At 72.8% G+C, this 24035-nt stretch carries 19 protein-coding genes; 5 read left to right on the forward strand and 14 right to left on the reverse strand.

The window, feature by feature from the left end:
• The first annotated feature begins 32 nt into the window (after positions 1-32).
• Together ACF1FZ_RS14290 and ACF1FZ_RS14295 are read left to right on the forward strand one after the other, a co-directional pair.
• Positions 33-1337, forward strand: a complete 1305-nt coding sequence (locus ACF1FZ_RS14290; RefSeq protein ID WP_391773672.1) for a Cpe/LpqF family protein — start codon at positions 33-35, stop codon at positions 1335-1337.
• Positions 1334-2323, forward strand: a complete 990-nt coding sequence (locus ACF1FZ_RS14295; protein WP_391773673.1) for an EamA family transporter — start codon at positions 1334-1336, stop codon at positions 2321-2323. The genes ACF1FZ_RS14290 and ACF1FZ_RS14295 overlap by 4 nt, the downstream gene beginning before the upstream one ends.
• On the opposite strand, the gene ACF1FZ_RS14300 is transcribed toward ACF1FZ_RS14295, so the two are convergent.
• The 8 genes from ACF1FZ_RS14300 to ligA all read right to left on the reverse strand — a co-directional run bounded on the left by ACF1FZ_RS14300 (position 2275) and on the right by ligA (position 14358).
• A complete protein-coding gene (locus tag ACF1FZ_RS14300; RefSeq protein ID WP_391773674.1) occupies positions 2275-3306 on the reverse strand; it encodes a GNAT family N-acetyltransferase in 1032 nt (343 codons plus the stop codon). The genes ACF1FZ_RS14295 and ACF1FZ_RS14300 overlap by 49 nt on opposite strands.
• Complete coding sequence (locus ACF1FZ_RS14305; RefSeq protein ID WP_391773675.1) at positions 3303-5012, reverse strand: ABC transporter substrate-binding protein; 1710 nt, start codon at positions 5010-5012, stop codon at positions 3303-3305. The genes ACF1FZ_RS14300 and ACF1FZ_RS14305 overlap by 4 nt, the downstream gene beginning before the upstream one ends.
• Positions 5009-6169: a GNAT family N-acetyltransferase gene (locus ACF1FZ_RS14310; RefSeq protein WP_391773676.1), complete on the reverse strand. Its 1161-nt coding sequence runs from the start codon at positions 6167-6169 to the stop codon at positions 5009-5011. Before ACF1FZ_RS14310 ends, ACF1FZ_RS14305 begins: the two co-directional genes overlap by 4 nt.
• Positions 6166-7455 carry an ATP-grasp domain-containing protein gene (locus ACF1FZ_RS14315; protein ID WP_391773677.1) on the reverse strand — a complete coding sequence of 430 codons (1290 nt, stop codon included), beginning with the start codon at positions 7453-7455 and terminating at the stop codon, positions 6166-6168. Before ACF1FZ_RS14315 ends, ACF1FZ_RS14310 begins: the two co-directional genes overlap by 4 nt.
• 394 nt (positions 7456-7849) lie before the next feature.
• Positions 7850-8155: a 4a-hydroxytetrahydrobiopterin dehydratase gene (locus tag ACF1FZ_RS14320; RefSeq protein ID WP_391773678.1), complete on the reverse strand. Its 306-nt coding sequence runs from the start codon at positions 8153-8155 to the stop codon at positions 7850-7852.
• Between the two features lie 260 nt (positions 8156-8415).
• Positions 8416-10710 carry a protein translocase subunit SecD gene (gene secD, locus ACF1FZ_RS14325; RefSeq protein ID WP_391773679.1) on the reverse strand — a complete coding sequence of 765 codons (2295 nt, stop codon included), beginning with the start codon at positions 10708-10710 and terminating at the stop codon, positions 8416-8418.
• 557 nt (positions 10711-11267) lie between these two features.
• Entirely contained in the window at positions 11268-12113 is an 846-nt protein-coding gene (locus ACF1FZ_RS14330) for a rod shape-determining protein MreC (protein WP_391773680.1), read from the reverse strand.
• Positions 12114-12261: 148 nt separating this feature from the next.
• Positions 12262-14358 carry an NAD-dependent DNA ligase LigA gene (gene ligA / locus ACF1FZ_RS14335; RefSeq protein WP_391773681.1) on the reverse strand — a complete coding sequence of 699 codons (2097 nt, stop codon included), beginning with the start codon at positions 14356-14358 and terminating at the stop codon, positions 12262-12264.
• Between the two features lie 102 nt (positions 14359-14460).
• Here ligA and ACF1FZ_RS14340 point away from each other — a divergent pair, with 102 nt between their 5' ends.
• Positions 14461-15516, forward strand: a complete 1056-nt coding sequence (locus ACF1FZ_RS14340; RefSeq protein WP_391773682.1) for a LacI family DNA-binding transcriptional regulator — start codon at positions 14461-14463, stop codon at positions 15514-15516.
• Between the two features lie 13 nt (positions 15517-15529).
• On the opposite strand, the gene ACF1FZ_RS14345 is transcribed toward ACF1FZ_RS14340, so the two are convergent.
• A complete protein-coding gene (locus tag ACF1FZ_RS14345) occupies positions 15530-17869 on the reverse strand; it encodes an alkaline phosphatase family protein (protein WP_391773683.1) in 2340 nt (779 codons plus the stop codon).
• A gap of 102 nt (positions 17870-17971) precedes the next feature.
• Complete coding sequence (locus ACF1FZ_RS14350; protein WP_391773684.1) at positions 17972-18349, reverse strand: hypothetical protein; 378 nt, start codon at positions 18347-18349, stop codon at positions 17972-17974.
• Between the two features lie 198 nt (positions 18350-18547).
• Here ACF1FZ_RS14350 and ACF1FZ_RS14355 point away from each other — a divergent pair, with 198 nt between their 5' ends.
• Together ACF1FZ_RS14355 and ACF1FZ_RS14360 are read left to right on the forward strand one after the other, a co-directional pair.
• Positions 18548-19324: an MBL fold metallo-hydrolase gene (locus tag ACF1FZ_RS14355; RefSeq protein WP_391773685.1), complete on the forward strand. Its 777-nt coding sequence runs from the start codon at positions 18548-18550 to the stop codon at positions 19322-19324.
• Positions 19324-19941: a DedA family protein gene (locus ACF1FZ_RS14360; protein ID WP_391773779.1), complete on the forward strand. Its 618-nt coding sequence runs from the start codon at positions 19324-19326 to the stop codon at positions 19939-19941. Before ACF1FZ_RS14355 ends, ACF1FZ_RS14360 begins: the two co-directional genes overlap by 1 nt.
• A 26-nt stretch (positions 19942-19967) precedes the next feature.
• Here the strand turns inward: ACF1FZ_RS14360 and ACF1FZ_RS14365 are convergent, their stop codons facing one another.
• The 4 genes from ACF1FZ_RS14365 to ACF1FZ_RS14380 all read right to left on the reverse strand — a co-directional run bounded on the left by ACF1FZ_RS14365 (position 19968) and on the right by ACF1FZ_RS14380 (position 23974).
• Positions 19968-20993 carry an MBL fold metallo-hydrolase gene (locus ACF1FZ_RS14365; RefSeq protein WP_391773686.1) on the reverse strand — a complete coding sequence of 342 codons (1026 nt, stop codon included), beginning with the start codon at positions 20991-20993 and terminating at the stop codon, positions 19968-19970.
• 13 nt (positions 20994-21006) lie between these two features.
• Positions 21007-22245, reverse strand: coding sequence for an aminotransferase class I/II-fold pyridoxal phosphate-dependent enzyme (locus ACF1FZ_RS14370; protein WP_391773687.1), 1239 nt, complete (start codon positions 22243-22245; stop codon positions 21007-21009).
• Positions 22246-22355: 110 nt separating this feature from the next.
• Positions 22356-23204 carry an SMP-30/gluconolactonase/LRE family protein gene (locus ACF1FZ_RS14375; RefSeq protein ID WP_391773688.1) on the reverse strand — a complete coding sequence of 283 codons (849 nt, stop codon included), beginning with the start codon at positions 23202-23204 and terminating at the stop codon, positions 22356-22358.
• Entirely contained in the window at positions 23201-23974 is a 774-nt protein-coding gene (locus ACF1FZ_RS14380; RefSeq protein ID WP_391773689.1) for an IclR family transcriptional regulator, read from the reverse strand. Before ACF1FZ_RS14380 ends, ACF1FZ_RS14375 begins: the two co-directional genes overlap by 4 nt.
• Positions 23975-24035 lie beyond the last annotated feature (61 nt).

Below are 24035 nucleotides of genomic sequence, written 5' to 3' on the forward strand. Positions count from 1 at the left end.
CACCGGTCGGCAACGGCCGTCGAGGAGCGATGATGAACGATCTGCCCGGTTCCGACACCTCCGTCCGCCCGGACGCGCAGGCCGCGCTCGACGGGGACGGCAGTCCTCTCGGGCAGCACACCCGCTGGGCGGTGGAGCTGCTCACCTCCCAGGAAGCCCCTCGGGACGAGGACTTGTCCGGGAGCTTCGTCCCCGTCTTCCTCGCCCGGCACCCGCAGGGTTTCGCGGCCACGCTCGAACAGTGGCGCGGCCTGGGACCGTTCACCGTCGTCGACTACCAGCCGGTGGCCCACAAGTCGTGGGTGACCCTGGAAGGCCCGGCGGGGGTCCGCTCCACGCTGTCGCTGACGCTCGACTCCACCGGGCTGATCCGGGTGCTCCACCTGGGCGCGGAGGTGGTGACGCCGCCGGTGCGCGCGTGGGACGACTTGGTGCGGGCGCTGGAGCAGCCGGGGGTGACCTGGTCGGCGCTGGCGACCCGGGTGGACGGCGGAGTGACCGAGACGCTGTACGCCAAGGACGCCGACCGGCCGATGCCCAACGGCTCCTCCTACAAGCTGTATCTGATGCGGGCGCTGGCCGAGGCGGTGGCAGCCGGCACCGTGCGGTGGGACGACGAGGTGACGATCACCCCGGCCCTGCGCAGCCTGCCCACCGGTGACATGCAGGAACTGCCGGACGGTGCCCGGGTATCGGTGCGCGAGACGGCGTACAAGATGATCGCGATGAGCGACAACACCGCCGCCGACCTGATCCAGGACCTGCTGGGCCGGGACACGGTGGAACGGGCCGTGGTGGACGGCGGTCACAGTGATCCGTCCTTGCTGCGCCCCTTCCTGACGAGCCATGAGGTGTTCGAGATCGGCTGGGGTGCCCCGGAGCTGCGGGACGAGTGGGTCGCCTCCGACGAGGCGGGCCGCAGGCGTCTGCTGGAGCGGATCGCCGGCCCGATGACCGTGCGCGGATCCGATCTCGGCCCGACCGTCCACCAGTTGGGTCTGGACTGGCACATGAGTGCCTGGGACGTGGCACGCGTTCTGGGCGCACTGGTCGAGGACGGGGTACGGGACACGAGCGGGGTCGTGGACGCCGTGCTGACGGCTTACCCGGGTGTGCCGATCGACTCGGCCCGCTGGCCCCGCGCCGTGTTCAAGGGGGGCTCGTGCCCTGGAGTGATGATGTTCTGCTGGTTGCTGGAGGACCCTGACGGCGTCCGGTACACGCTGGTGCTCCAGCAGCGCGCCGACGATCAGAAGCTCATCGGCGACGGGCAGTTCCTGCGTGGTATGGGCGGCCGGGTCATCGAGTCAGGTCTGCTCTCCGGTACCTCCCGGTGACCGCCCGGGACCGGTCCCTGGCCGTGCTGGTGGCGGTGCTGTGGGGGCTGAACTTCCTCGCGGTACGGGTCGGTCTCGACCACTTCCCGCCCTTCTTCCTGGCGGCGCTGCGTTATCTGGTGCTGGCCGTGCCGGTGGTGCTGTTCGTGCCTCGCCCGGGTGTGCCTCTGCGGTGGCTGCTGGGGTACGGGCTGGGTTTCGGCGTCGCCCAGTTCGGACTGCTGTTCCTCGCCATCGAGCAGGGCATGCCGTCGGGTCTGGCGTCGGTGGTGGTGCAGGCCTCGGCGCCGTTCACCGTGCTGCTGGGGGCGCTGCTGCTGCGGGAGCGGGTCACCGGGCGGCAGTTCGCCGGCATCGGGCTGGCGGTGCTGGGGATGGCCGTGATCGCGGTGGACCGGGCGCGGACGGCGCCGTTGCTGCCGTTGGTGCTGACCGTGCTGGCGGCGCTCGGCTGGGCGGTCGGCAACCTGTCGAGCCGGCAGGCCAAGCCGCAGTACCCCTTGCGCTTCGCGCTGTGGATGGCGGTGGTCCCGCCCCTGCCGCTGCTGGCCCTGTCGGCGGTGATGGAGGGGCCGGCCACGGGGTGGCGGGCACTGGGGTCGTCGTTCGGCCCCGAGGGGTGGCCGGGTCTCGTCGCACTGGTCTACATCGCGGTACTGGGCAGCGTCGTGGGTTCCGGGATATGGACGGCGCTGCTCAAGCGCTACCCGGCCGGCGTGGTGGCGCCGTTCTCGATGCTGGTGCCGGTGGTGGGCATGGCGAGTGCCTGGCTGGCGCTGGACGAGCAGCCCACCGGATGGGCGGTGGCCGGCGGGGCCGCCGTGGTCTCCGGCGTACTGCTCGGCACGGGCTGGCTGCCGCGCTTCCTGCGCGGACGTACGAGTGCGGCGGCCGTTCCCCCCGCCCCCGAGGGGGACGGGGGGCGGCCGCCGGACGGTCAGCCGGCCGACGCCACGGGCGCCTCCCAGGAGACCCAGCGCTCCTGAGGGGAGAAGCCCATCGCCTCGTTGAGGGCGATCATCGGGTGGTTGTCGTCGGCGTTGGCCGTCTCGATCAGCCGTACCCGGGGCTCGTACTCCCGCACATGGGCGAGGTTGGCGAGCTTGAGCAGGAGCCCCAGGCCGTGGCCCCGGTGAGCCGGGGCCACCACCGTCATGCCCTGGAGTGCGTGCTGCGGGTTGCCGGTCGTCTTGGAGACGCTGGTGAAGCCGGCCAGTTCGCCGGTCTCCTCGTGGACGGCGCCCACGTGGTAGGCGCGCCGTCCGCGGCCCACCCGCATCCGCTCGAAGCGCCGCACATGGCTGGCGCGTATCGCCTCGGGCCCCTGGTCCCAGGTCTCCGGCAGGCTCTCGCCGAGCGACTGACCGAGTTCGGAGACGGCGATCGCGAACGCGTCGGGGGTGATGGTCCCCCACCGCTCGAGCCGGTAACCGGCCGGGGTCCCGGGGAGGCCACCGGCCAGCGGGTCGTGCCGGTCCAGGTCGAGCCACTGGTGCACACCCTCCGGGCCGGCCGAGGGCGTGGCCCCCATCGCCGCCGCGAACGCGGCCGGGCTCTCGTCCCGGGGAGGCCCGTCGGGCAGGGCCTGGACCAGATCGGCGACCAGGAGGGAACGGCCGTGCTGTTCGGCGATGCCTCGGGCCCGCCGGAACAGAGCGGTGCCGATCCCCTGGCGGCGCTCCTTCGGTGCGGTCAGAAGCTGGTCGACGACGGCGACCGGCGCCCCGTCGGGAAGCACGAGGCGCAGTGCGCCGACGGCCTGCCCGCCGAGGAAGGCGACCTCCCCGGCCAGGGCGGTGCCCGGCGGTGCGAAACGCACCGAGCCGGTCAGGTCGTCCGCGCAGGGCGGGGCGGCGGACAGGGGGACGTCCTCGGCGCTGTCCATGGTCAGCCGGAGCCATGCGTCGAGCGTGGCGGGGTCGTCGGCGTCCAGCGGGACGAGACGGAGATCCGTTGCTGCGTTGTTCATACGGTGTCGTTCTCCCGGTCGGCGCGGGTGTCGGTGACGCCCATGGCCTGGATGTCGTACAGGCCGAAGGCTGGATGGACGTAGACGTTGGTGGCCCGGGGGCCCCGGTAGTGCAGGGTCTTGTCGTGGACCAGCGGGAGGATGACCGCGTGGTCCATGACCCGGCGCTCCACCTCGCGCCACAGTTCCGTGCGGGTGGCGGGGTCGGCGGTGTGCAGCCCGGTGTCGATCAGTTCGTTGATCTTCGGGTCGTCGAGTTCGGCGATGTTCCAGTTGCCACCGCCGGGACGGATCAGCCGGCCGTCCACCAGGGGCGCCAGGAAACCGTATTCGGTGGGGAAGTCGGCACCCCAGTCGGTGACGATCAGACCGAGCCCGTGCTTGCGTATCGTCTCGGGCGAACCCGCGCCCTGACTGAAGTAGGTGGCGACGTCGAGTTCCTTGACGGTCAGCCTGATGCCGATCCGGGCGACGGACTCCACCACCGCGTCGGCGACCAGCCGGAACTTGCCGCGCTGGGTGCCGATGACGGCGTCGAAGCCGTCGGGCAGACCGGCGGCCCGGAGTTCCGCTCGGGCGGCGTCGAGGTCACCCCGCAGATCGGGACCGGTCGGGTAGCGGTCCAGCCGCTGGTGTGCGGGGAGCCCCGGCGGGAAGAGCGCGGTGGTCAGGTCGCCTCCGGTGACCGGGCCGCCGCGGGCCTCCTGGAGCAGGATCTTGTCGGCCGCGTAGTGCACGGCCCGGCGTACGTGCACGTTGTCGAAGGGCGGGATGTGCGGCTGGAGCGAGACGAAGTGCAGGAAGCTCGTCTTCGGGTTGTCGGTGCGTGAGCGCAGCACCGGGTCACCGGCCAGGCGGTGCTGGGCGGCGTGCTGGAGACCGCGGCCCTCCAGGTTGATGTCGAACTCCCCCGCGGTCAGCCGCTCGTCCATCTCGTCCAGGTCGAGGCCGATGGTGACGTCCACCCGGTCCGGAAGCGCGGGCCGCACGGGGTCGGTGGCCCGGTCCCAGTGGGGGTTGCGCTCCAGCAGGAGTCTGCTGCCCGGCCTGTGCTCGGCCACCCGGTAGGGCCCGGTGCAGCGCGGGTCCTCGCCGTAGCGGGCCCCGGTGTCGGCGTGCCGTGGCACGGGGGCGACGCAGGGCTGGGCCATGAGGTGGTCGAAGTCGGAGAACGGGGTGCGCAGCCGGAAGACGATCGTGCGCGGGTCGGGGGTGAGCACGGCGGGCAGGCCGTCCCCGCCGCCGTCCCGGTAGGGCCCCGCGTACGGGCGGGCCGGATCGTCGAGCAGCGGCACCAGGTAGGTGGGACCGCCGGGGAGCACGTCCTGGGCGAAGATCCGCTGCACGGCGTACCGCACGTCGGCCGAGGTCACAGGGGTGCCGTCGTCGAAGCGGACACCCTCGCGGAGCCGGTAGGTCCAGGTCCGGTTGCCGTCGCTCGGCACTCCCGGCGCCTCGGCGAGGTCGGGTACGGGGACCAGGCCCGCCGGTCCCGGGTCGGTGGGGTAGGCCATCAGGGTGCGGTTGAGCAGCCGTTGCAGCAGCCACACCCAGACGTAGTAGGTCCGCGCCGGATCGAGGGAGTCGACGTCGGCGGAGGAGACCAGCCGCAGGGTGCCCCCGCGCCGGTCGGAGGGATTGACGCTCGTTCCGACGGCGGCGTTCCAGCCGCCGCCTTCCCGAAGGCCGGTGGCGGAGCTCGTCATGTGGTCGTCTCCCGGTCGTCGGCGGGCCCACCCGCGGTGCCCTCGGTGCGGGGCAGCGGCAGCAGGTAGGAACGTTGTTCGCTGGCCCGGCAGCCGCGGGCCAGCTTGGCCTCGACGCTGCCGATCCCGGCGTGCAGGACGGTGGCGCCCTCCTTGGCGGCGGCGTCCAGCACCCGGTAGTACAGGACGTCGTAGTAGAGCGGCAGCTTGCCCTGGGCCTCGTAGTCGAACCCGGCACGGTGGCCGTACCACTGTTCCTCGCCGCGGGCCCGGGACCGCAGCACCATGCCGAAGCCGATGATGCTGCCGTGCTGCCGGGCCACGGACACCAGGACGTCATCGCCCATGATCTCGGCGATCCTGCCGATCATGCGGGCGGAACCCTCGTCGCTGGCGGGATTGCCGTACTTGCGAAGGAGGTTGGCGTCGAGCTGCCCGAGGCGGGGAGCGAGCGCCTGGGTGAGCGGCTCGACGTTCACCTCGACGCCGGCCTCGGCGAGCGCCCGGCGTTCCAGTCGCACCCGGCGGCGGCGATGGGCGCTCATCTCCTCGACGAACTCGTCGAATCCGCCCTGCGGTATGTCGAGCCAGGCGTAGTGGTCGGAGGGGTGGTGGTGGTAGCCGCGGCGCTCCAGCAGGGCGACCAGAGCGGTGTCGCGTACGTCGACGTGCGGGAAGCAGACGGTGGCCGCCCCCCGGTCCGCCGCCATCGCCTCGGCCCGTTCCAGGAGGGCTGCAAGGTCGTCCTCGGTGGCGTCGGGGGAGGCGAGGGCCCGGGTGCGGCCCAGGTGCCGCCCTCCGCAGACCAGGGAGGGCAGCAGGCTGTCCGGGTCGCCCCCGGCGACATCGCGCAGCACACCGGCCGCTTCGGGGACCTCCCGCTCCAGGGCGCGCTTGAGCATGGCGTCCGGCCGGGCGAGCAGCCAGGCCACGGAGGTGTCGGCCCAGGCGGTCACCAGTCCGGCCACCGGGGCGCCGTCCCGTTCGCGTACCAGGAAGTCCATCGCCGTACCGGAGTTGTGCTCCTGCACGGTGAGCCACCGGGGGGTCTGGAAGAAGTCCTCCGCCCCCAGCAGCGAGTCCCAGCCCGCCGCCTCCAGGCCGGCCGCGTTCGCGACCGCCCGTACGCCGTCCGGGTCTGCCGTGTACGGGCTCATCGAAGCTCTTCCTCGACGACGAAGTCCAGCAGCGCGGCGGCCTTGTCCGCGAGTTCCTGGGCGGCGACCCGGTCGGGGCCGTTGCAGTAGGTGAAGCCGACGCAGGAGGAGTTGTCCATGCGCTGCAGCAGGTGGTCGCCCTTCTCGACGTGCAGCAGCACCTGGACGTTCTCCACGGCCGCCGCGGCCTCCAGCCCGTCGATGCGCGCGAGGGTCCCGCGCCGGGTGGGGTAGATCATGCGGACGGCGGCGCCGCCGCGGTGGACGACGGGCTCGATCGGCGGGGTGACGCCGATGGTGAGCAGCCAGGCGTCCAGGATCGGGCTGCGGCCGGTGACGTCGGTCACCAGCATCGTCATGCAGCTGGACGGGGTGCGGGGATTGGCCTCGATGATCCGCCAGCCGGACTCGGTGCGCCGGACCTCGGTGTGACAGGGACCGTGCCGGTACCCGATCATCTCCAGGGTCGTGCGGACCACGTGGTACAGCTCGTCACGCTCGTCGTCGGGGAGCGGTACGGGGAAGGTGTGCCCGCACTCGATGTAGGCGGGGTCGCCGAAGAGGTCCTTGGAGGTGACGCCGAAGACGTGGGTGTACCCGTCCACGGTCATCGTCTCGACGCTGACCTCCTCACCCTCGACGTACTGCTCCAGCAGGACGTCGCCGGTGCGGGGCTGGCCGCGGAGGCTGTGCCGGACGGTGGAGAGCTCCTCCCACGCCTCGACGAGCCCGGCCATGTCGTCGACCCTGCGCACCCCGTAACTGATCGCCTCGGCCGGAGGCTTGGCGATCATCGGGAAGCCGAGCCGGCGGGCCGCCTCGTCGAGCTGTCCCCGGTGGCTCACCAGTACGTGGGGAATGTTGAACGGCTGGTCGCCGAGCGCGATCCGCAGCTGGTCCTTGATGTTCGCGGTGCGGACGGCGGCCGGGTCCGGGCCGGGCAGGCCGAGACGGCGAGCGGCGTGCGCGGCCAGTTCGGTGTGGTAGTCGGAGAACGAGGTGAGGCCGTCCACCAGGGGGGCGCCGTCCTCGCCGGTGACGACGGCCAGCACCGCGTCGAGGTCGGTGGTGTCGACGTCGATCACCCGGTCGACGATGGCCAGCGGGTGGGTCTCCCAGTCGTGTCCATGGGTGTACCAGGACCGGTCGCCCGTCAGCAACCACACTTCGAGGCCGTGTTCCTGAGCCTGCTTCAGACCCAGGACGAAGGGATGGTTCTGCATGTGCTCGACGATCGCGATCCGCTTTCCGGCGAACTGCGCGTAGTCGGCCAGAGGTGTTGTCATCGGACGCCTCCCGTGTGGGTGATGTTCAATCGACCGGTGCCGGATTCTCGTGGTTCAGTTGAACCGGCCCGGGCCCGGTGGTGCCATGCATCAGGAGGCAGGACGCATAGGCGACGGGCGAGGCGCATAGGAAGGGCCGGAGGCTCCCGGCGGGATCCGGTGGTGCCGGCAGGCCGCGTCCCCGCCGGCTCCGGGCCCCGTGCCCCGGTCACTCATCGGCCCACCGCCGGGCCGGCGCTCCTCGGGGGCCGGCACCCACGCTCCCCCGCCACGGCCGGTGCGGTGTCCGGGCGCGTCCGGACGGCCCGCCCGGAGGTGGTGCGGTGCGGTGACGGCCACGCACCGGCCGGCCGCACACCCCGTCCCGGTCCGGCGCCCCTGGTCCGCCGCGCGGCTACTTCGCCCCGTGACCGGCGGCGATCGCTTCGACTCGCGCGGCCAGCATGAGGTCCTTCCGCGTGACGGCGCCACCCGCGTCATGCGTGTGCACGGCGATGGACACCGTCCTGTAACCCAGCGTCAGGTCCGAGTGGTGGTTGAGCTCCTCCTGGATCCGGGCGACGTGGACGGTCAGCCCGGCGGCGGCGAAGTGGGACGGCAGATGGTAGGTACGGGTGATCCGGTCCCCCTCGAGCCGCCAGCCGGGCAACTCGCGCAACCCGGCCTCGACGGCGTGAACGGACAGCGGTTCGGCGGGCATACGGCGGCTCCTGGGACATCGCTGCGGACCACGGTGCCCGTGACGTCACGGTCCGGGTCCTTCCACTGTCGCGCCTGGGACAGGGCCGGGCAACCGTGGCCGGCTCGTCCCTCGCCGGGTGGCCGTGCCCGCGGGACGCCGTTCCGGGCCGGCAGGGCCGTCGCCGTGCTCGTGGCAGCCAGGAGGATCACGTACGGCCGGACCGGCCGTACGTGACGGGCGGGGCGCGTCCGGACCGCCCGTCACGTCGTGTGTCCGCGTTACACGCGTGCCCCGTTGTCGGCGGGGTCCCGGCGGGCCCCTCCGGCCGGCCTGCCGCGCTTCGGTGCCCGCTTCCTGGCCGGCGGCGGGGCCTTTCCGGTCCTCTCCAGCAGGAGCGCCCCCGGTACCGCGGTCATCACGGAGGAGTACGTTCCGACACAGACGCCGATGAGGAGGGCGAGGGCGAAGTCCTCGAGCGAGTCGCCGCCCAGGACCGCGAGAGCGACCAGGATGAACAGGGCTCCCATCCCCGTGTTGACGGTGCGCGGCACGGTCTGCAGCACCGCGCGGTTGGCCACGTCGGCGACCGGGGTGCGACGGCTTCCGGCCCACAGCTCCCGCACCCGGTCGAAGACCACGACGGAGTCGTTGACGGAATAACCGATCACGGTGAGCAGGGCGGCCAGGAAGATCCCGTCGACGGGGCGTCCGAGCCAGGCGAAGGCGCCCACCAGGATGACGACGTCGTGCACCAGGGCTCCGACCGAGGCGACGGCGAACGTCCACCGGAACCTGGCCGCGAGGTAGGCGAGTTGCACGAACACGGCGACGCCCAGTGCGATGAGCGCGTTCCGCCGCAGTTCGTCACCGAGGCTGGGCCCGATCAGCTCGTCACGCACCTTGGTGGTCTCGCCGCCTTCTTCGGCCAGGGCGGCACGCAGGGCGTGTTCCCCGTCGTTGTCGAGTTTCCCGGTGCGTACGGAGAGGTCCCGGTCGCCCGCGGTGGTGACCTCGGCGTCCTCGAAGCCCGCGGCGGCGACCGTGTCGCGGGCGGTCCCGATGTCGACGGGGCGGCTGGTGGAGTACTCCACCAGCCTTCCGCCGGTGAACTCGACGCCCAGGTCGATGCCGCGCACGAGGATGCCGCTCACGGCGACGAGGACGAGCGCCGCGGAGATCATCAGCCAGCGGCGCGGTGACCGGAACAGCTGGATGTCGCGCGTGTTCAGCCAGGTGCGGACGCGGCCGGGCCGTGCGAGGCCGTTGACGCCTCGGTAGTCGTTGACGAACCGGGAGCCGGCCGCGATCCCGGTGAGGGCGCGGGCGATGACGAGCGCCGAGAACATCGAGGCCAGGACGCCGATGGCGAGCGTGACCCCGAATCCCTTCACCGGCCCGGAGCCGAGGAAGAAGAGCAGGGCGGCCGCGATGAGGGTGGTGACGTTGGAGTCGGCGACCGCGCTCCACGCGTTACGGAACCCGGCCGTCAGCGCGGAGCGCAGCGAGCGGCTCCTCCGGCCCGCGTACTCCTCGCGGGCCCGTTCGAAGACGAGGACGTTGGCATCGACCGCCATGCCGATGGCGAGGACGAATCCGGCGAGTCCCGGCAGGGTCAGCGTCACGCCGAGGACGACGAGGGCGGCGTAGGAGATCACGGAGTACGCGCCCAGGGCCAGCGCGGCGAGAGCGCCGAAGAGCCGGTACACGAAGGTGATGAACAGGGCTGTGGCGGCTGCTCCGATGAGCGCGGCCCGGGCGCTCGCGTCGATGGCGTCGGCGCCGAGCGTCGGGCCGACGGTCCGCTGTTCGACGATCTCGACGGGCACGGGGAGTGCGCCGCCCTTGATGAGCAGCGCGAGATCCCGTGCTTCGTCGGCGCTGAAGGAGCCGGTGATCTGCGTGGAGCCCGAGGGCAGTCCGACCTCGCAGCCGATCGACGGATCCACCTGGGGTGAGGAGATGACCTTCTCGTCGAGGACGATCGCGACGCGGCGTCTTTCGTCCCCGGCCGGGTGGCAGGCGGCGTCCCCGGTGAGCCGCTTCCATTCCTGGCCCGCGTCCTTGTGGAAGTCGAGCGAGACGGACCAGCCCGTGCCCTGCTGGGCGTCGAACTGTGCGGTGGCGTCCTTGACACCGCCGCCGGAGAGCCTCTCCGGGCCGAGTGCGAGGGGAGTGCCCTGTTCGTCGGGCAGCGTCTTCCCTTCGCCCTTCTGCCCTGCTCCGGCTTCCTGGACCGCGTGGAAGCCGAGTTGTGCGGTCCTGCCGATGACATCGGCAGCCTGGCGCGGGTCCTGTACGTCGGGCAGTTCGACGATGATCCGGTCCTCGCCCGAGCGCGTCAGGGTCGGTTCGGAGACACCGAGGGAGTCGATGCGCTGCCGCAGTACCTCCAGGGTGCGGTCGGTGCTCTCCCGGTCCGCCTTCGCGGTGTCGGAGTCCTTGGCCTGCAGCACCATGCGGGTGCCGCCCTGGAGGTCGAGGCCGAGTCTGGGTGACATGGTCAGCGTGATGAACACGGAGACGAGCAGAACGGCGGCAGCCAGAACCGCTCGCACCGTGGTGGCGCGAGTCATGGGAATCCCCTTGAGTGGGCGTCGTCCGCCCTGGACTCAGCGAGGAGGGCGGAGCGACAGCTCTGTGGAACAGGGCCGGTGAGGGGCCGGCGGACCGGCCGGCTCCCCCGGAGGGCCCCGCACACCGGGCAGCGCCGCCTGGGCCCTTACGGCCGCGGAAGGGGGGCCCGCTGCCACGGGGACGACGCCCCTGGGCAGGGGAAGGCTCTGTGTACGCGTCGGCAGGGCGCCGTGGCCTGGCGGGGGGACGTGGGGCGGGGCGTGCGGGCGGTCGGCACCCGCACGCGGCGCCGGTGCGGGGAGAGCCTCCGTCCACCAGGCGGGAACGGCCCGCACCACGGTCTCCCGCGCGGAGAGATCCGTGGAACCGGGTACGGCGCCGCGCGTGGCGACGGCATCCCACCCGGGAAGCCCGGTCCCGGCTGCCGCGGGTGCGCCGCCGAGGAGAGTCAGGACGGTGAGGAGCAGCGCGGCGAGGAGGTGCCGCGCCTGGTGCGGCGGTGTGCCGTGCGGGCCCCTCGGGGGCGCGTTCCCCCGGGGAGCCCCCGGGAGGGGGCTCACCTCGGCCGGACCGGGCGGAGGGCCGCCGTGCCCGCGTCGGCGGAGCCCAGGACGGTGCCGAGGATCAGCGCGGCGCCGCGTACGACGGCGGTCGAGGGATCGGGGTCGACGCGCAGCGGCCCTCCGAGGCAGCCCGCGATCCCTTCGGTGACATCGCGGCGGAGCGCTCCGCCGCCGGTGAGCACGGGGCCACGGCGCAGTGCTCCGCGTACCGCGCCGTGCTGGTCCTCACGCCACATGGACGTGATCATATCGAGGACGTTCCGGACGAGCCCCGCGGGTGGTGACAGCGGCTCGAGATCGCTGAGTCCCGTCTCGGTCTGGCGGGCGTCGACGACCGACCCGTCGACGAGCAGGGCCACTTCGGTCAGTTCGGCCCCCAGGTCGACGACGAGCAGGGGGCCACCGTCCGGTCCTCCCGCGCACGCGGCCACGGCTCCCGCGCTGTTGAGGACCACGGCGCCGGAGGCACCCAGACCTGCGAGCAGTTCCCTCGCCAGCACGCGGTGCTCGTGTCCGGCCAGAACCGGATGACTGAGCACGATCACGCTGTCCTGCCGGTGGGCGCCCAGTGCGGTGTCGGCGAGGCGCCCCAGCAGCCCGGCGCAGGACACGGGGTCGACGATGCGTCCCCGCCTGACCGGCCGCCCGACGCCGTCCTCCCAGCCGGACGGTCCGCCGGTGACGAGCCCCTGCCCCGGGACCCAGGCACGGGCCCCGGAGCTGCCCAGATCGATGGCCAGTCCCCTGAGAGGGCGGGGCCGGTGCGCAGCCACGGCAGGCGCCTCCCGCCGCCGGAGGACCGGACGGCCACGCCGCCGTCCGTCACGCGAAGCACGCATCGGCCCTCACCCTCAGGTCTTGCCGCTACAGCCGCCGGCTCACGCCGAACCGCCGATACGCAGGAATGATTGATCCTTCACTATGCAATACAAGGCACAGAAAGACCACTCCCTTGATAATCCCAAGGCATGAGTGCGCTCATACCTTTCACCCCTCCAAGGCCAGATAGGGCTCGACCAGCTCCGCGAACTCCTCGGGCGTGGCGATCCTGATCTCCAGCTCCTCCGCCTTGGTGCGCTTGGAGCCGGCCTTCTCCCCCGCGACGAGCAGACTCGTGCGCTTGGAGACGCTGGAGGAGGACTTTCCGCCGGCCCGCTCGATCAGCTCGTTCATCTGGTTGCGCGACAGCTTCTCCAGGACACCGGTCATGGCGCCGGTGACCACGACGGTCATTCCGCCGAGGGGCGGACCGTCCGCTGTCTGCCCCTCGGCGCCTTCCTCCGGTCCGCTCCCGGGCTCCGGCGGCGGGGTCGCACCGGGCTCCGTCATGTTCACCCCGGCGGCCACCAACTTGCCGATCAGCGGTGCCAGTTCCGCGAGCTCCGTGACGACCGCTGCCGCCTTCTCCTTGCCGATGCCCTCCACCTGCTGCAACGCCTCCGCGTCCGCGGCGACGATCCGGTCCATCGAGGCGAAGTGGCGGGCGATCCGGCGGGACATCGAACGCCCCGTGCCGCGTACGCCCAGGGCGCAGAAGACGCGGGACAACGGGCGGGTCCTGGCCGTCTCGACGGCCGCCAGCAGGTTGTCGGTGGAGGTCTCCCCCATCCGCTCCAGGGAGAGCAGCTGGTCCCGCTCCAGCGTGAAGAGATCGGCGAAGTCCTGGACGAGGCCGGCGTCGACGAGCTGGACGACCCGGGTGGCCCCGAGCCCTTCGATGTCGAGCTGGTCACGGCCGGCCGCGTAGGAGACGGAAGCGACCGAGCGGCAGTCGCGGCCCCGGGTGCAACGCCAGCGCTGCTCGCTCATGTCGATCTCCGAGCCGCACTGAGGACAGACCTCGGGGAAGGCGACGGGCTGCTCCTCACCCGTCCGCAGGTGCGCGACGGGCGCCTCGATACGGGGGATGATGTCACCCGCCTTGTAGACCATCACGTGGTCGCCCAGGCGCAGATCGCGGCGGGTGATGTCGGCCGGGTTGTGCAGCGTGGCGTAGCTGACCGTGGAACCGTCTATCTCGACGGGCTCCAGCACGGCACGCGGCGCGATGATGCCGGTCCTGCCCACGTTCCATTCGACGCCCAGCAGCCGGGTGACCTTCTCCACGGCCGGGAGCTTGTAGGCGATGGCCCAGCGCGGTGCCCGCGTACCGGAGCCCGCGTCGCGCTGGTCGGCCGCCAGGTCCGCCTTGATCACGATGCCGTCGATGCCGAACGGCAACGAGGCGCGCAGGGCGGCGATGCCCTCGACCCGGGTCTGCACCTCCTCGACCGTGGTGACGGTGCGCGGGGCGACCGCGGTGCCGGCCGCCGTGTGCACACCGAGTCCGGCGACGTACTCCAGGACCTCGCCGTGCGGGAGTTCGGCCAGGGCGGCCGACAGCTCACCGGAATCGGGCAGCGCGAGCGCCCCGTACGCGAAGAAGGTCATCTCCACGCGGTACGGACGGTCCTTGGCCCGCAGGGTGCCCGCCGCCCCGTTCCGGGGATTGGCGAAGGGGGCGGCACCGTGCTCCGTGCGCACCGTGTTGGCCTGTTCGAACTGCTCGTCGGTCATGAGGATCTCGCCGCGCACCTCGAGGGTCACGGGAGCTCCCAGCTGCTCGGGCAGGCCGAGCACGGTCCCGATCGCGTGCGAGACGTCCTCGCCGGCCGTCCCGTCGCCCCGGGTGATCAACTGGTCGAGGCGGCCCCGCCGGTAGCGCACCGCGACGGCCAGACCGTCGAGCTTGGGCTCCACGCTCCAGGCGGCGACGGGCCGGCCTATCCGACGCTCCACGGACGCCGTCCAGGTGACGAACTGCTCGGCGGAGAACACGTTGTCCAGCGAGAGCATCGGGACGGTGTGCGGCACGTCCCCCGACGCCGCCCCGCCCGCGACCTTCCCGGTCGGCGAGGCGTCCAGCACCTCCTGCGGGTGCTCCTCCTCGTAGACCGCGATCCCACGCACGAGCCGGTCGTACGCGTCGTCGTCGAGGCGGCTCTCACCTGCGGTGTAGTACGCGGCGGCGGCACGCTTCGCCTCTTCCACGGCGGCCGTGTAGGCGGCGGTGTCGGCGAGCACGCCGGCTGAGTTCGTCGTCATGGCCATCATCCTGCCGCCCACCACTGACAACGCCCCGGGGGACGGCCGCTGACGTGCCGGAACCCTTCGACCGCCCCTCGGACCACCCGGTATAAAGACTCCATGACTGCCGACGCGTCACCGCCCGTGCGCCCCGCCACCCTGGAGGACGTGGCCGCGGTGGCGGGCGTCTCCCGGGCGACCGTGTCCCGTGTGATCAACGGTGCGACCACGGTGGACCCGGCACTGCGGCGGGTCGTGGAGGAGGCGGTCGCCACCACGGGTTACGTCCCCAATCGCGCGGCACGTTCGCTGGTGACCCGGAGGACCGACTCGATCGCCCTGGTGGTGTCGGAGCGTGAACGGCGTCCGGTCTCCGAGCCGTTCATCGGCCGGATGTTCTCCGACCCGCACTTCGGGCGCGTGGTCGGCGGGCTGATGGACGTACTGCGCCCCGCCGGTATCCAGATGGTGCTGATGCTGGCCGACGACGAGGCCTCGCGGAACCAGCTGTTGTCGTATCTGCGCCAGGGGCACGTCGACGGGGTGGTGCTGATCTCCTCGCACGCCGACGACCCGCTGCCGGGCCTGCTCCATGACACCCGGCTTCCCGCCGTGCTGGCGGGCCGCCCCCGCGACGCCTCGCCGCTCACCTGTGTCGAGGCGGACCAGCGGGCCGGGGCCCGGATGGCGGCCGATCATCTGGCGGCCCTGGGCCGACGGCGCATCGCGACGGTCGCGGGACCGCAGGACATGCCTGCGGGGCAGGTGCGTCTGACCGGTTTCCTGGACGCCTTGGAGCAGCACGGAATCGGGGATGTGGTGACCGCGGAGGGGGATTTCACCCACGCGGGCGGAGCTTCGGCCATGCGGGAACTGCTGCGCGAACGGCCTGATATGGACGGGGTGTTCATCGCTTCGGACCTGATGGCACTGGGTGCGCTGCCCGTGCTCCTGCGGGCGGGCAGGGAGGTGCCCGGGGATGTCGCGGTGGTGGGGTTCGACGACAGCAACGCCGCGGTGGCGTGCGATCCGCCGCTGACGACCGTGCGTCAGCCGGTGGAGGAGATGGCGGCCGAGATGGCCGGGCTCCTGCTGAAGCAGATCGGCAGTCCGGGTGACGGTCCCGCACCGTCCGTGGTCTTCCGTCCGACGCTGGTGCGGCGCGAATCCGCCTGACCCCCGGGGCCTCTCATCCGCGCGTGTCAGGTACGGGGCCGTCAGGGCCCGGGGCCGCGGGGAACGGTGCGACCGCACGGACCGGCTCATCGGCACGAGCGGGAACAGCGGCACGGCCCGGTTCGCCGGCGGGGACGGAGGGGGGAGGATCTTCGCCGACGCGGACGGAGACGGGGACGTCCGCACCGGCCGGCCCGTCCGGGAACGGCTCGTCCACCCGCACCGCCCCGGCGAAGCCCTCCTGGCGCAGGGGGACCTGCGGCCCGGAGAGCTCCCTCAGCCAGCGGGCCAGCACCCTGTGCACGGCTTCCGCCCCCACGAGGCCCGCCCGGGGCACCCCCGCCGGCACGGCCGGGGAATCTCCCCGGGGGGTTTCCGCCGCCATGGCGTCGAGCGGGTCCGTCAGCGTCCGCGGCCACAGCAGGAACGGCCGCGACTGCTCGCCGCCGAGCCCGCCGTGCGAGCCGATCTGCTCCTCGAAGGCGTGGACCCGGCCGGTCTCGGGGTCGTACATCGAATTGACCATGACGTCCGCGACGTGCGGGAAGCCGTCGGTCCGCCGCACCGCGTCCGCCGCGCCTGGTCCGAAGACGGCGATCGGCCCTTCCCCGTCCGTCAGCTCCGCCACCGGGACCTCCGCCCCGCCCCGGCCGAGCACCACCGATCCGTGCTTCTGGCTCCGTACGAGCAGGAAGCCGATCCCCGGGTGGTCGGCGAGCGTGTCGAGCAGCGCGGGGTAGCGGCGGTCGAGCTGCTCGCGCGAGGCCCGCCCCTCGATGTCCGGGAACGACAGCAGCCCGAGGTTTCCGGAGGCCAGCACGACCGGCTCGGAGGGCTTGGCCGGGTTTTCCGCCTCCTGCACCCCCACGACGGGCCTGTGCAGGGCGATGCGCACCGCGTCACGGGCCTCCGAGGCGCTGCGGGTGCGCTCCGCCCGGCGGGGCACGGGCAGCCCGCAGCCGGCTCGCACGAGGTCCTTGAGTGTGAGGCCGTACCGGCTCGCGAAGGTCTCCCCCGGGCTCTGGCCGTGGTCGGAGAGCAGGACGACCCGGTAGCCGCGCGGGGTGTGGTCCGCGATCTTCATGATGAGGCCCAGCGAGCGGTCGAGCCGTGTCAGGACCTTCTCCGCGTCCCTGCTGTGCGGCCCGGAGTGGTGGGCGACCTCGTCGTAGGCGACCAGGTCGGCGTAGACCGCGGTACGGCCCGCGAACATGTCGCCTATCACCGCGGCGACCACCACATCGCGTTCGACGACGGTCGCGAACGCCCGGATGAAGGGGTACAGCCCGCCGCGTTTGACCCGGGGTGACTCCTTCCGTATCCGTGCCCGGACGGACTGGCCGATCTCCCGTCCCACCTCCGCGACGAAGGACAGGGCTGTGCGGACGGCGTTGGCCGGGTCGGAGAAGTAGGCGAAGTAACCGGCGCGCGAGCGGCTCCCCTTGCCGAGCCTGGCGGCCATCGACAGGACCAGGGCGAGCTGGTCCGCGCCGCCGCTGAAGAGATTGCCCCGGCTGGCACCGTCGACGGTGAGCAGGCCGCCGTCATGGGTACGGGCGATGGCTCTGCGCTGCATTTCGAGGGCGCTCGCCGGTCTGCTGGAGACCATGACGGTGCCGGTCTCCTTCTCGAACCAGCGGAAGGCCGGGACGTCGAAGTTGCTGCCGTGCAGGATGGCGAGCTGGCTGGCGCCGGTCTGGCTCGACCAGTCGGTGGTCCACGGGGTGAGCCGGTGACCCGCCTCGTCGGCGAGCAGACCGGCCACGGTCGGCATGAGGCCGTCGGCGGCAGCCTGTTCGAGCACGTCGTGACCCACACCGTCGAGCTGGACGAACACGATCCCGGGCGGGCCGCCGCGCTCACCGTCCGCGCTCCGCGGCGCACCGCTGCGTCTGCGGCGCCGGTCGGCGAGGCGGGAGAGTCTGCGCCGGTAGGCGTCGTCGTCACGGACCGCGAGGGCGGTGGAGGTCGCGGAGGCGACGGCGGACATGACCGCCGCCACGACGACGGCGGTCTCCGGGTCGGCGTCGCCGCGCCCGTCCGGGATGAGACGCAGGGCGATCAGCAGCAACGAGCCGTTGAGGAAGAAGACGAGGGCGCCCAGCACCAGTGCGGGCACGACGAGCAGCGCTCTGACGAGCGCGGGCCACACCAGGGCGGAGAGCAGACCGAATGCCCCCGCGCCCCAGGCCGCGGTGAAGGCCGTCCTCGTGACGGTGTCGCCGTCGTCGGCCTGGAGCTGGAAGTCGGGCAGGATTCCGGCCAGTGCCAGCAGGGTGAGGGTGGAGACGGCCCACACCGAGATCACGCGTATGAGGGTCCCCCCCGCCGTACGCCATCGCCCGTCACTCACGCCGTTCCACCTCACGTCCGGGCCCGGTGTCCGTCTTGGGCCCGGATCAAGCCTGTCACAGCGCTCCTGGGACCTTTCGGGGCCCCGGGCCCTCTCCGGGAATCAGCCGTCGTATCCTGCGGTCGGCACGGAGGGCCTGCGGCGGACGCCGGCCTCGGTGCGGACGAGCCCTTCCGGGCCGGTGAATTCCAGCCGTGCTCCACGGCGCTCGCGCTCCGCCGCGAAGTCCGGCACCGAGGCGGCCGCCCGGGCCAGCACCCGTGCGCCAGGTGCCACGGACAGCTGGAGCCGCCCGCGATCGGCGCCCGCCCTCAGGGCGTGGTGGCCGGGGCGCGGCCCGTGGACGCGGAGCCGGCGGGTGACGACGTGCCCCTGACCGGCCGCCCGGCGTGCGCACGCGGCGTGCCGGCTGCGTGTGCCGAGGGGGAAGGGGCCGCCGTGGAGTTCTTCCAGCGGTGCGGGGCCGGCGACGGCCGCCACCCGTACGGTCTGTGCGGACGTCGTCCATGAACGGATCCCCCCGCACTCGGATGCCGGCCATCACCCTACCTCTGCCGTATCCGTCCGCAGCCGTGCCGGAACCGGCGTACGGGAGCACAACGGCGTGGGGTCCGCGGTGGAGCGCCTACCCTCGTACGCGTACGACGACGGCTTGGGCGAGGGCGAGGAGGCGGGGCGGTGGAGGTCACTTGGTGGGGTCATGCCACCTGCACGATCGAGGACACCGGGGTCCGGGTGCTGACCGACCCGCTGTTCGTACGGCGCTTCGCGCATCTGCGCCGGCGCCGGGGTGACGTCCCGCCGCCCGAGGCCGCGGTCGCCGACGCGGTCCTGATCTCCCACCTGCACTCCGACCATCTGCATCTCCCCTCCCTGGCCCGCCTCGCCCCCGGCAGCCTGCTGATCGTTCCCCGGGGCGCCGTCGGGGCCGTTCCGGGGCTCCGGCTGCTGCGCCGGGCGCGCGGGCTGCGGATCGCCGAGGTCGTCCCCGGGGACGTGGTGCGGGTCGAAGAGGTCCTGGTCCGCGCGGTCCCGGCCCTCCACGACGGCCGCCGACTGCCGGTCGGGCCACAGCGGGTGCCTGCTCTCGGGTACGTCGTCGAGGGCGAGGCCCGCACCTATTTCGCCGGTGACACCGGACTGTTCGACGACATGGCCGATGCGGTGGGGCCGGTGGAGGTGGCGCTGCTGCCGGTCGGCGGCTGGGGGCCCAATCTGGGCCACCATCACCTGGACGCGGCACGCGCCGCGCAGGTGCTGACCATGCTGAGGCCGCAGTCCGCGGTGCCGGTGCACTACGGCACGTACTGGCCGATCGGGATGGACGGTGTCCGGCCGCACGAGTTCCATGCGCCGGGGGACGAATTCGTGCGGCAGGCGGCGCGGGTGGCGCCGGAAGTGGCGGTGCACCGGCTGGGGCACGGCGAGCATGTGAGGCCGGAGGCCCGTAGGTGATGGAAGAAGTGCTGCGGCAGCTGCCGACGGAGTCGACGCAGCAGGCCGTTGCCTACCCGTCGTTGTTCCTGCTGGTGGCGCTGGGGGCGCTGGTGCCGGTGGTGCCGACGGGGGTGCTGGTGAGTTCGGTGGCCGTGGTGACGTTCCACCAGACGTCACCGTTCGCCCTGCTCATAGTGTTCGCCGTGGCGTCGGGGGCGGCGTTCCTCGGGGACATATGCCTGTACTGGCTGGGAAAGCGCGGGGTGCACTCCAAGAACGGTTCGAAGTGGCTGGAGGCGATCACCGGCCGGGCCGCTCCGGAACGGCTCGAGCAGGCGCAGCAGAAGCTGGACGAGCACGGCACGGTGGTGCTGGTGCTGTCCCGGCTGATACCGGCCGGGCGGATTCCGGTGATGCTGGCCTGTCTGCTCGGCGGGATGTCCCTGCGGCAGTTCGCCCGGGGTGACGTGCCCGCCTGTCTTGCCTGGGCGGCGACGTACCAGATGATCGGGGTCCTGGGCGGTTCGCTGTTCCACGAGCCGTGGGAGGGTCTGCTCGCGGCGGTCCTGCTCACACTTCTCGTCAGCGGGGCGCCGGCGCTCTGGCGCCGGCTGCGGGCCCGGCTGGCCGGCTGAGGAGGCGGCGCTCCGGCCGGACACGGTCAGGCCTCCAGGACCCGCGAGCCGCCGACCGGCAGGTCCCAGAGGTCGGCCCGCGGGAGACCCGCCCGCCGCCATGCCGTACGGAGCCGGGTCAGTGGTTCGAGCACCGGTTCGGCGGAGAGCAGGAACGTCGCCCAGTGCATCGGGGCCATCGCGCGGGCCCCGAGTTCCCCGTACGCCTGTACGGCCTCTTCGGGGTCGGTGTGCACGTCCGAGAGCCACCATCGCGGTTCGTACGCCCCGATCGGCAGCATGGCCAGGTCGAGGCCGGGATAGCGGCGGCCGATCTCCTTGAACCAGTGGCCGTAACCGGTGTCCCCCGCGAAGTAGATCCGCCGTCCTTCCGCGTCGCCGATCACCCAGCCGCCCCACAGGGACCGGCAGGTGTCCAGGAGGGTGCGCTTGGACCAGTGGTGGGAGGGCACGAAGTCGAACCGGACACCGCCCAGCTCCACCGATTCCCACCAGTCGAGCTCGGTGACGCAGGTGAAGCGGCGGCGCCGGCACCAGCGGCCGAGGCCGGCGGGGACGAGGAGCGGGGTGCCCCTCGGGAGCCTGCGGAGCGTGGGGGCGTCGAGGTGGTCGTAGTGGTTGTGGCTGATCAGGACCGCGTCGACGGGTGGCAGTTCCTCCCAGCGGACGCCGACCGGGGTGATTCTGGCGGGGGTTCCCAGGATGCGCCGTGACCAGACCGGGTCGGTGAGGACGGTGAGCCCGCCGATGCGGATGACCCAGCTGGCGTGCCCGGCCCAGGTGACGGCCGTCGTGTCCGGGCCGGCGGGGGGCAGCGGCCGGGGGGCGTAGGGCAGCCGGTGGATGCCGCGGAGTCCCTCGGCGCCGGGCCGCACGGCGCGCTCCCTGGCCAGGCGGGTCATGCCCCTGACACCCGGGAGCGGAGCGGTGAGCCGGTCGGCGAAGCTGTGGGGCCAGGTCCGGAACTCACCGAGCCGGCGCGGAGCGGTGACGGGACGGCCTGTGGGCGCGCGGCCGGGCCCGGCGGGCGGACGCTCGGTCTGTTCCGTCATCGAGAGGCTCCTGTCATCGGAGTTCATCGAGGGCTGCTGCGAAAATGCTCAGTGCTCCGGCGACGTGGGGCAATTCCAGGGGCTCCACCGCAGTGAGGGACTCCCTCTGCTGCTCCGGGGTCGAGCCGAGCAGCGGACCGGTGCTCAGTCGCACCCTCAGCGCTCCCAGTTCGTCACCGAAGCGGTGTCCGCCGGGAGCGGGGGCGCCGAGACGTCTCGTCAGGTAGTCCTCCAGCTCCATGGAGTCGGTGACGTCCCGGGTGGCCAGCCGGGCGCGCAGGGGGCCGAGATCGGCGTAGAGGTGCCGCCCTGCCTGCGGCGGCCTGGCCAGGGCGCCGGAGGTGAGGACCGCGCGGTGCGCCGCGGAGGCGACCTGGGCCTGGAGTCGCGCCGCCTGCCGGATCCTCGCCGTGACGGCCTCGGGTTCGCCCAGCGCGTGGGCGGCGGCCCTGGCGACCGGTTCGGCGACGAGGGCACCGAGCGCGGTGAGGACGTCGAGGACCCGGGCCCGGCGCGCGGCCGAGCGGGCGGTGGCCGGGAAGCGTGCCACAGCGACCGGCCAGGCGGACGGTGTGAGGGCTCCGGCCAGGTCGGACAGGACGGTGACCTCGTCGGGACACATCTCGGCCGGGCTGAGCAGGACGGTTTCGTGGGGCCGGTGCAGGGTGTCGCGCCAGGTCTCGTCGCTGATGATGTGCAGCCCCTCGGAGACCGCGGCCTCGCACACCTCACGGACCAGTTCCGGCGGGGCGAGGGTCGCGGTCGGGTCGTCGGCCACGGAGATCAGGAGCAGCCGGGGCCTGCCGCCCTCGGTGCGCACCCTGCGTACGGTCTCCAGCAGTGCGTACGGGTCGGGGATGCCGCCGCACTCGGCGGGCGTCGGCACGTGGTAGGCGGGCCGGCCCAGCAGCCGTGCCTGGGGCATCCACGTGGCGGGGCAGGGACGGGGCATGAGCACGTCGCCGCCGTACGCGGCGATCAGCGCGAGCAGCAGCGGCTGGATCCCCGGGGCCGCAGCGACGCCTTCGGGCCCGCCGTGCAGTCCCCGCCGCTCCCAGTAGGTACGGGCCGCCTCCCGCAGGGTCGCTCCGCCTCCGGGTGGCTCGGGACGGGTCCGTGCCGCCGAGGCCGCCAGTACGCCGGCGAGTTCCGGGAGCACCGGAAGGCCCGGGTCGGGGGCGGGCGGCCCGTACCTGACCGGGCCGTGGTCCTCCCTGAGGAGACGGGGCGGTTTCCGCTCACTCCAGTGCATCCCGGGGCCTCCCTCCGCCTGCGTCACCCTCAGGGCCCTTTATACGGAGGTTCTCCGGAGTCCGCCCGCGCACCGGCTCCGCGTGGGGGCGCTGTCCGGCCCCCGTCCGCTCACCCGGCGAACGGCGTCCCCGGCAGCCCCTGCCCCGCGTCCGGCAGCACGAGCAGGGAGCCCGACAGCGGGTGGGGGGCGTCCAGACCCGTCCGGGCGGTGGACACGTACAGGTCGCGCAGACCGGGCCCGCCGAACGCGCACGCCGTGGGCCGCCGGACCGGCAGCTCCACGACCCGGTCCAGCCGGCCGTCGGGGGTGTAGCGCCGGATCGCCGCGCCGTCCCACAGGGCGGTCCACACACAGCCCTCGGCGTCCACCGTCAGCCCGTCGGGCCACCCGGAGTCCTGCTCGACGGTGGCGAAGGGACGTCTGTTCAGCACGCGTTCCCCGTCCACGTCGAAGACATCGATGCGCCGTGTGGGGGTGTCGGTGTAGTACATCAGCCGGCCGTCCGGGCTCCATCCGGTGCCGTTGCTGACCGTCACCGTGTCCAGGATGCGGCTCACCGTGCCGTCCGGGGCGATCCGGGAGAGGGAGCCGCCCGCCTCCGCCTCGTCGTAGCGCATGGTGCCCGCCCAGAGCGCGCCGTCCGGACCCACGGCCGCGTCGTTGCCCCGCCGCCCGGGGACGGGATCGTGGACCAGCCAGGAGAAGGCGCCGCCGGCGTCGTACAGTCCCGTCCCGTCCCGCAGGACGACGACGAGGCCACCGCCCGCCCGCGGCTTCGCCGCCCCGACGTGCTGGCCGGTGGCCATGACCGTACGACGGCCGTTCGACGGGTCGTAGGTGTGGACGCGGGACGAGAGTATGTCGACCCAGATCAGCCGCCCTGCGGCCGGGTCCCAGGTGGGGCCTTCCCCCAGCTCGGCCTGCTCCCGCACGGCCACCTCCAGGACGGGCCTCATATCTGGGGCCGGTGGTGTCCGAGCCTGCCGGACAGCGCCTCGGCGCCGCTCGCCGCGAGCTGCGCCAGTTCCGCCTCACGCCCCTCACTCCAGCGGATCATCGGCACGGAGATGGAGAGCGCGGCGACGACCCGTCCGGACCGGTCCCTCACGGGCGCGGCCACACAGCTCACGTCCGGGTTCGACTCCCGGTGCTCCACCGCTATGCCCCGCTTGCGGACGACGGCGAGCGCGTCCCGCAGCTCCGCCGCGTCGGTGAGGCTGTTGTCGGTCATGGCGATGAGCTCGCGCCCGTCGAGGCGTGCGTCGAGCTCCGCCTCCGGGAGTGCGGCGAGCAGCAGCTTGCCGACGGATGTGCAGTGGGCGGGCAGCTTGCGGCCGGCGGCGGAGACCATCCGGACGGCGTGCGTGGAGTCCACCTTGGCGATGTAGATGACCTCGGTGTCCTCGAGGATCGCGACGTGGACCGTCTCGCCGCAGGTCTCGGCGACCTCACGGGCCACCTGCTGGCCCTCGGCCGCGAGGTCGAGCTGCTCGGCGTAACGGCTGCCGAGCTGGTAGGTGCGCACCCCCAGCCGGTAGCGGCCCGGCTGTTCCGGGACCGCGACCAGGTAGGACCTCGCGGCGAGCGTGGTGAGCAGTTCGTGGACGGTGGTCCGCGGCAGTTGGAGCTTGCGCGTGACCTCGGGGGCGGAAAGCGTTCCCTCTCCCTGGAGGAAGAGCTCGAGAACATCCAGCGCCCTGGTCACCGCAGGGACGAGTCGCCCCATGATCGCCCGCCAATCCTGTTCGGCACTCCGGCCAATGACCGGAATAACGAACGCAGGCTAG

Origin of the sequence: Streptomyces sp. NPDC014623 (assembly GCF_043088245.1) — a bacterium.
Lineage (GTDB): Bacteria > Actinomycetota > Actinomycetes > Streptomycetales > Streptomycetaceae > Streptomyces.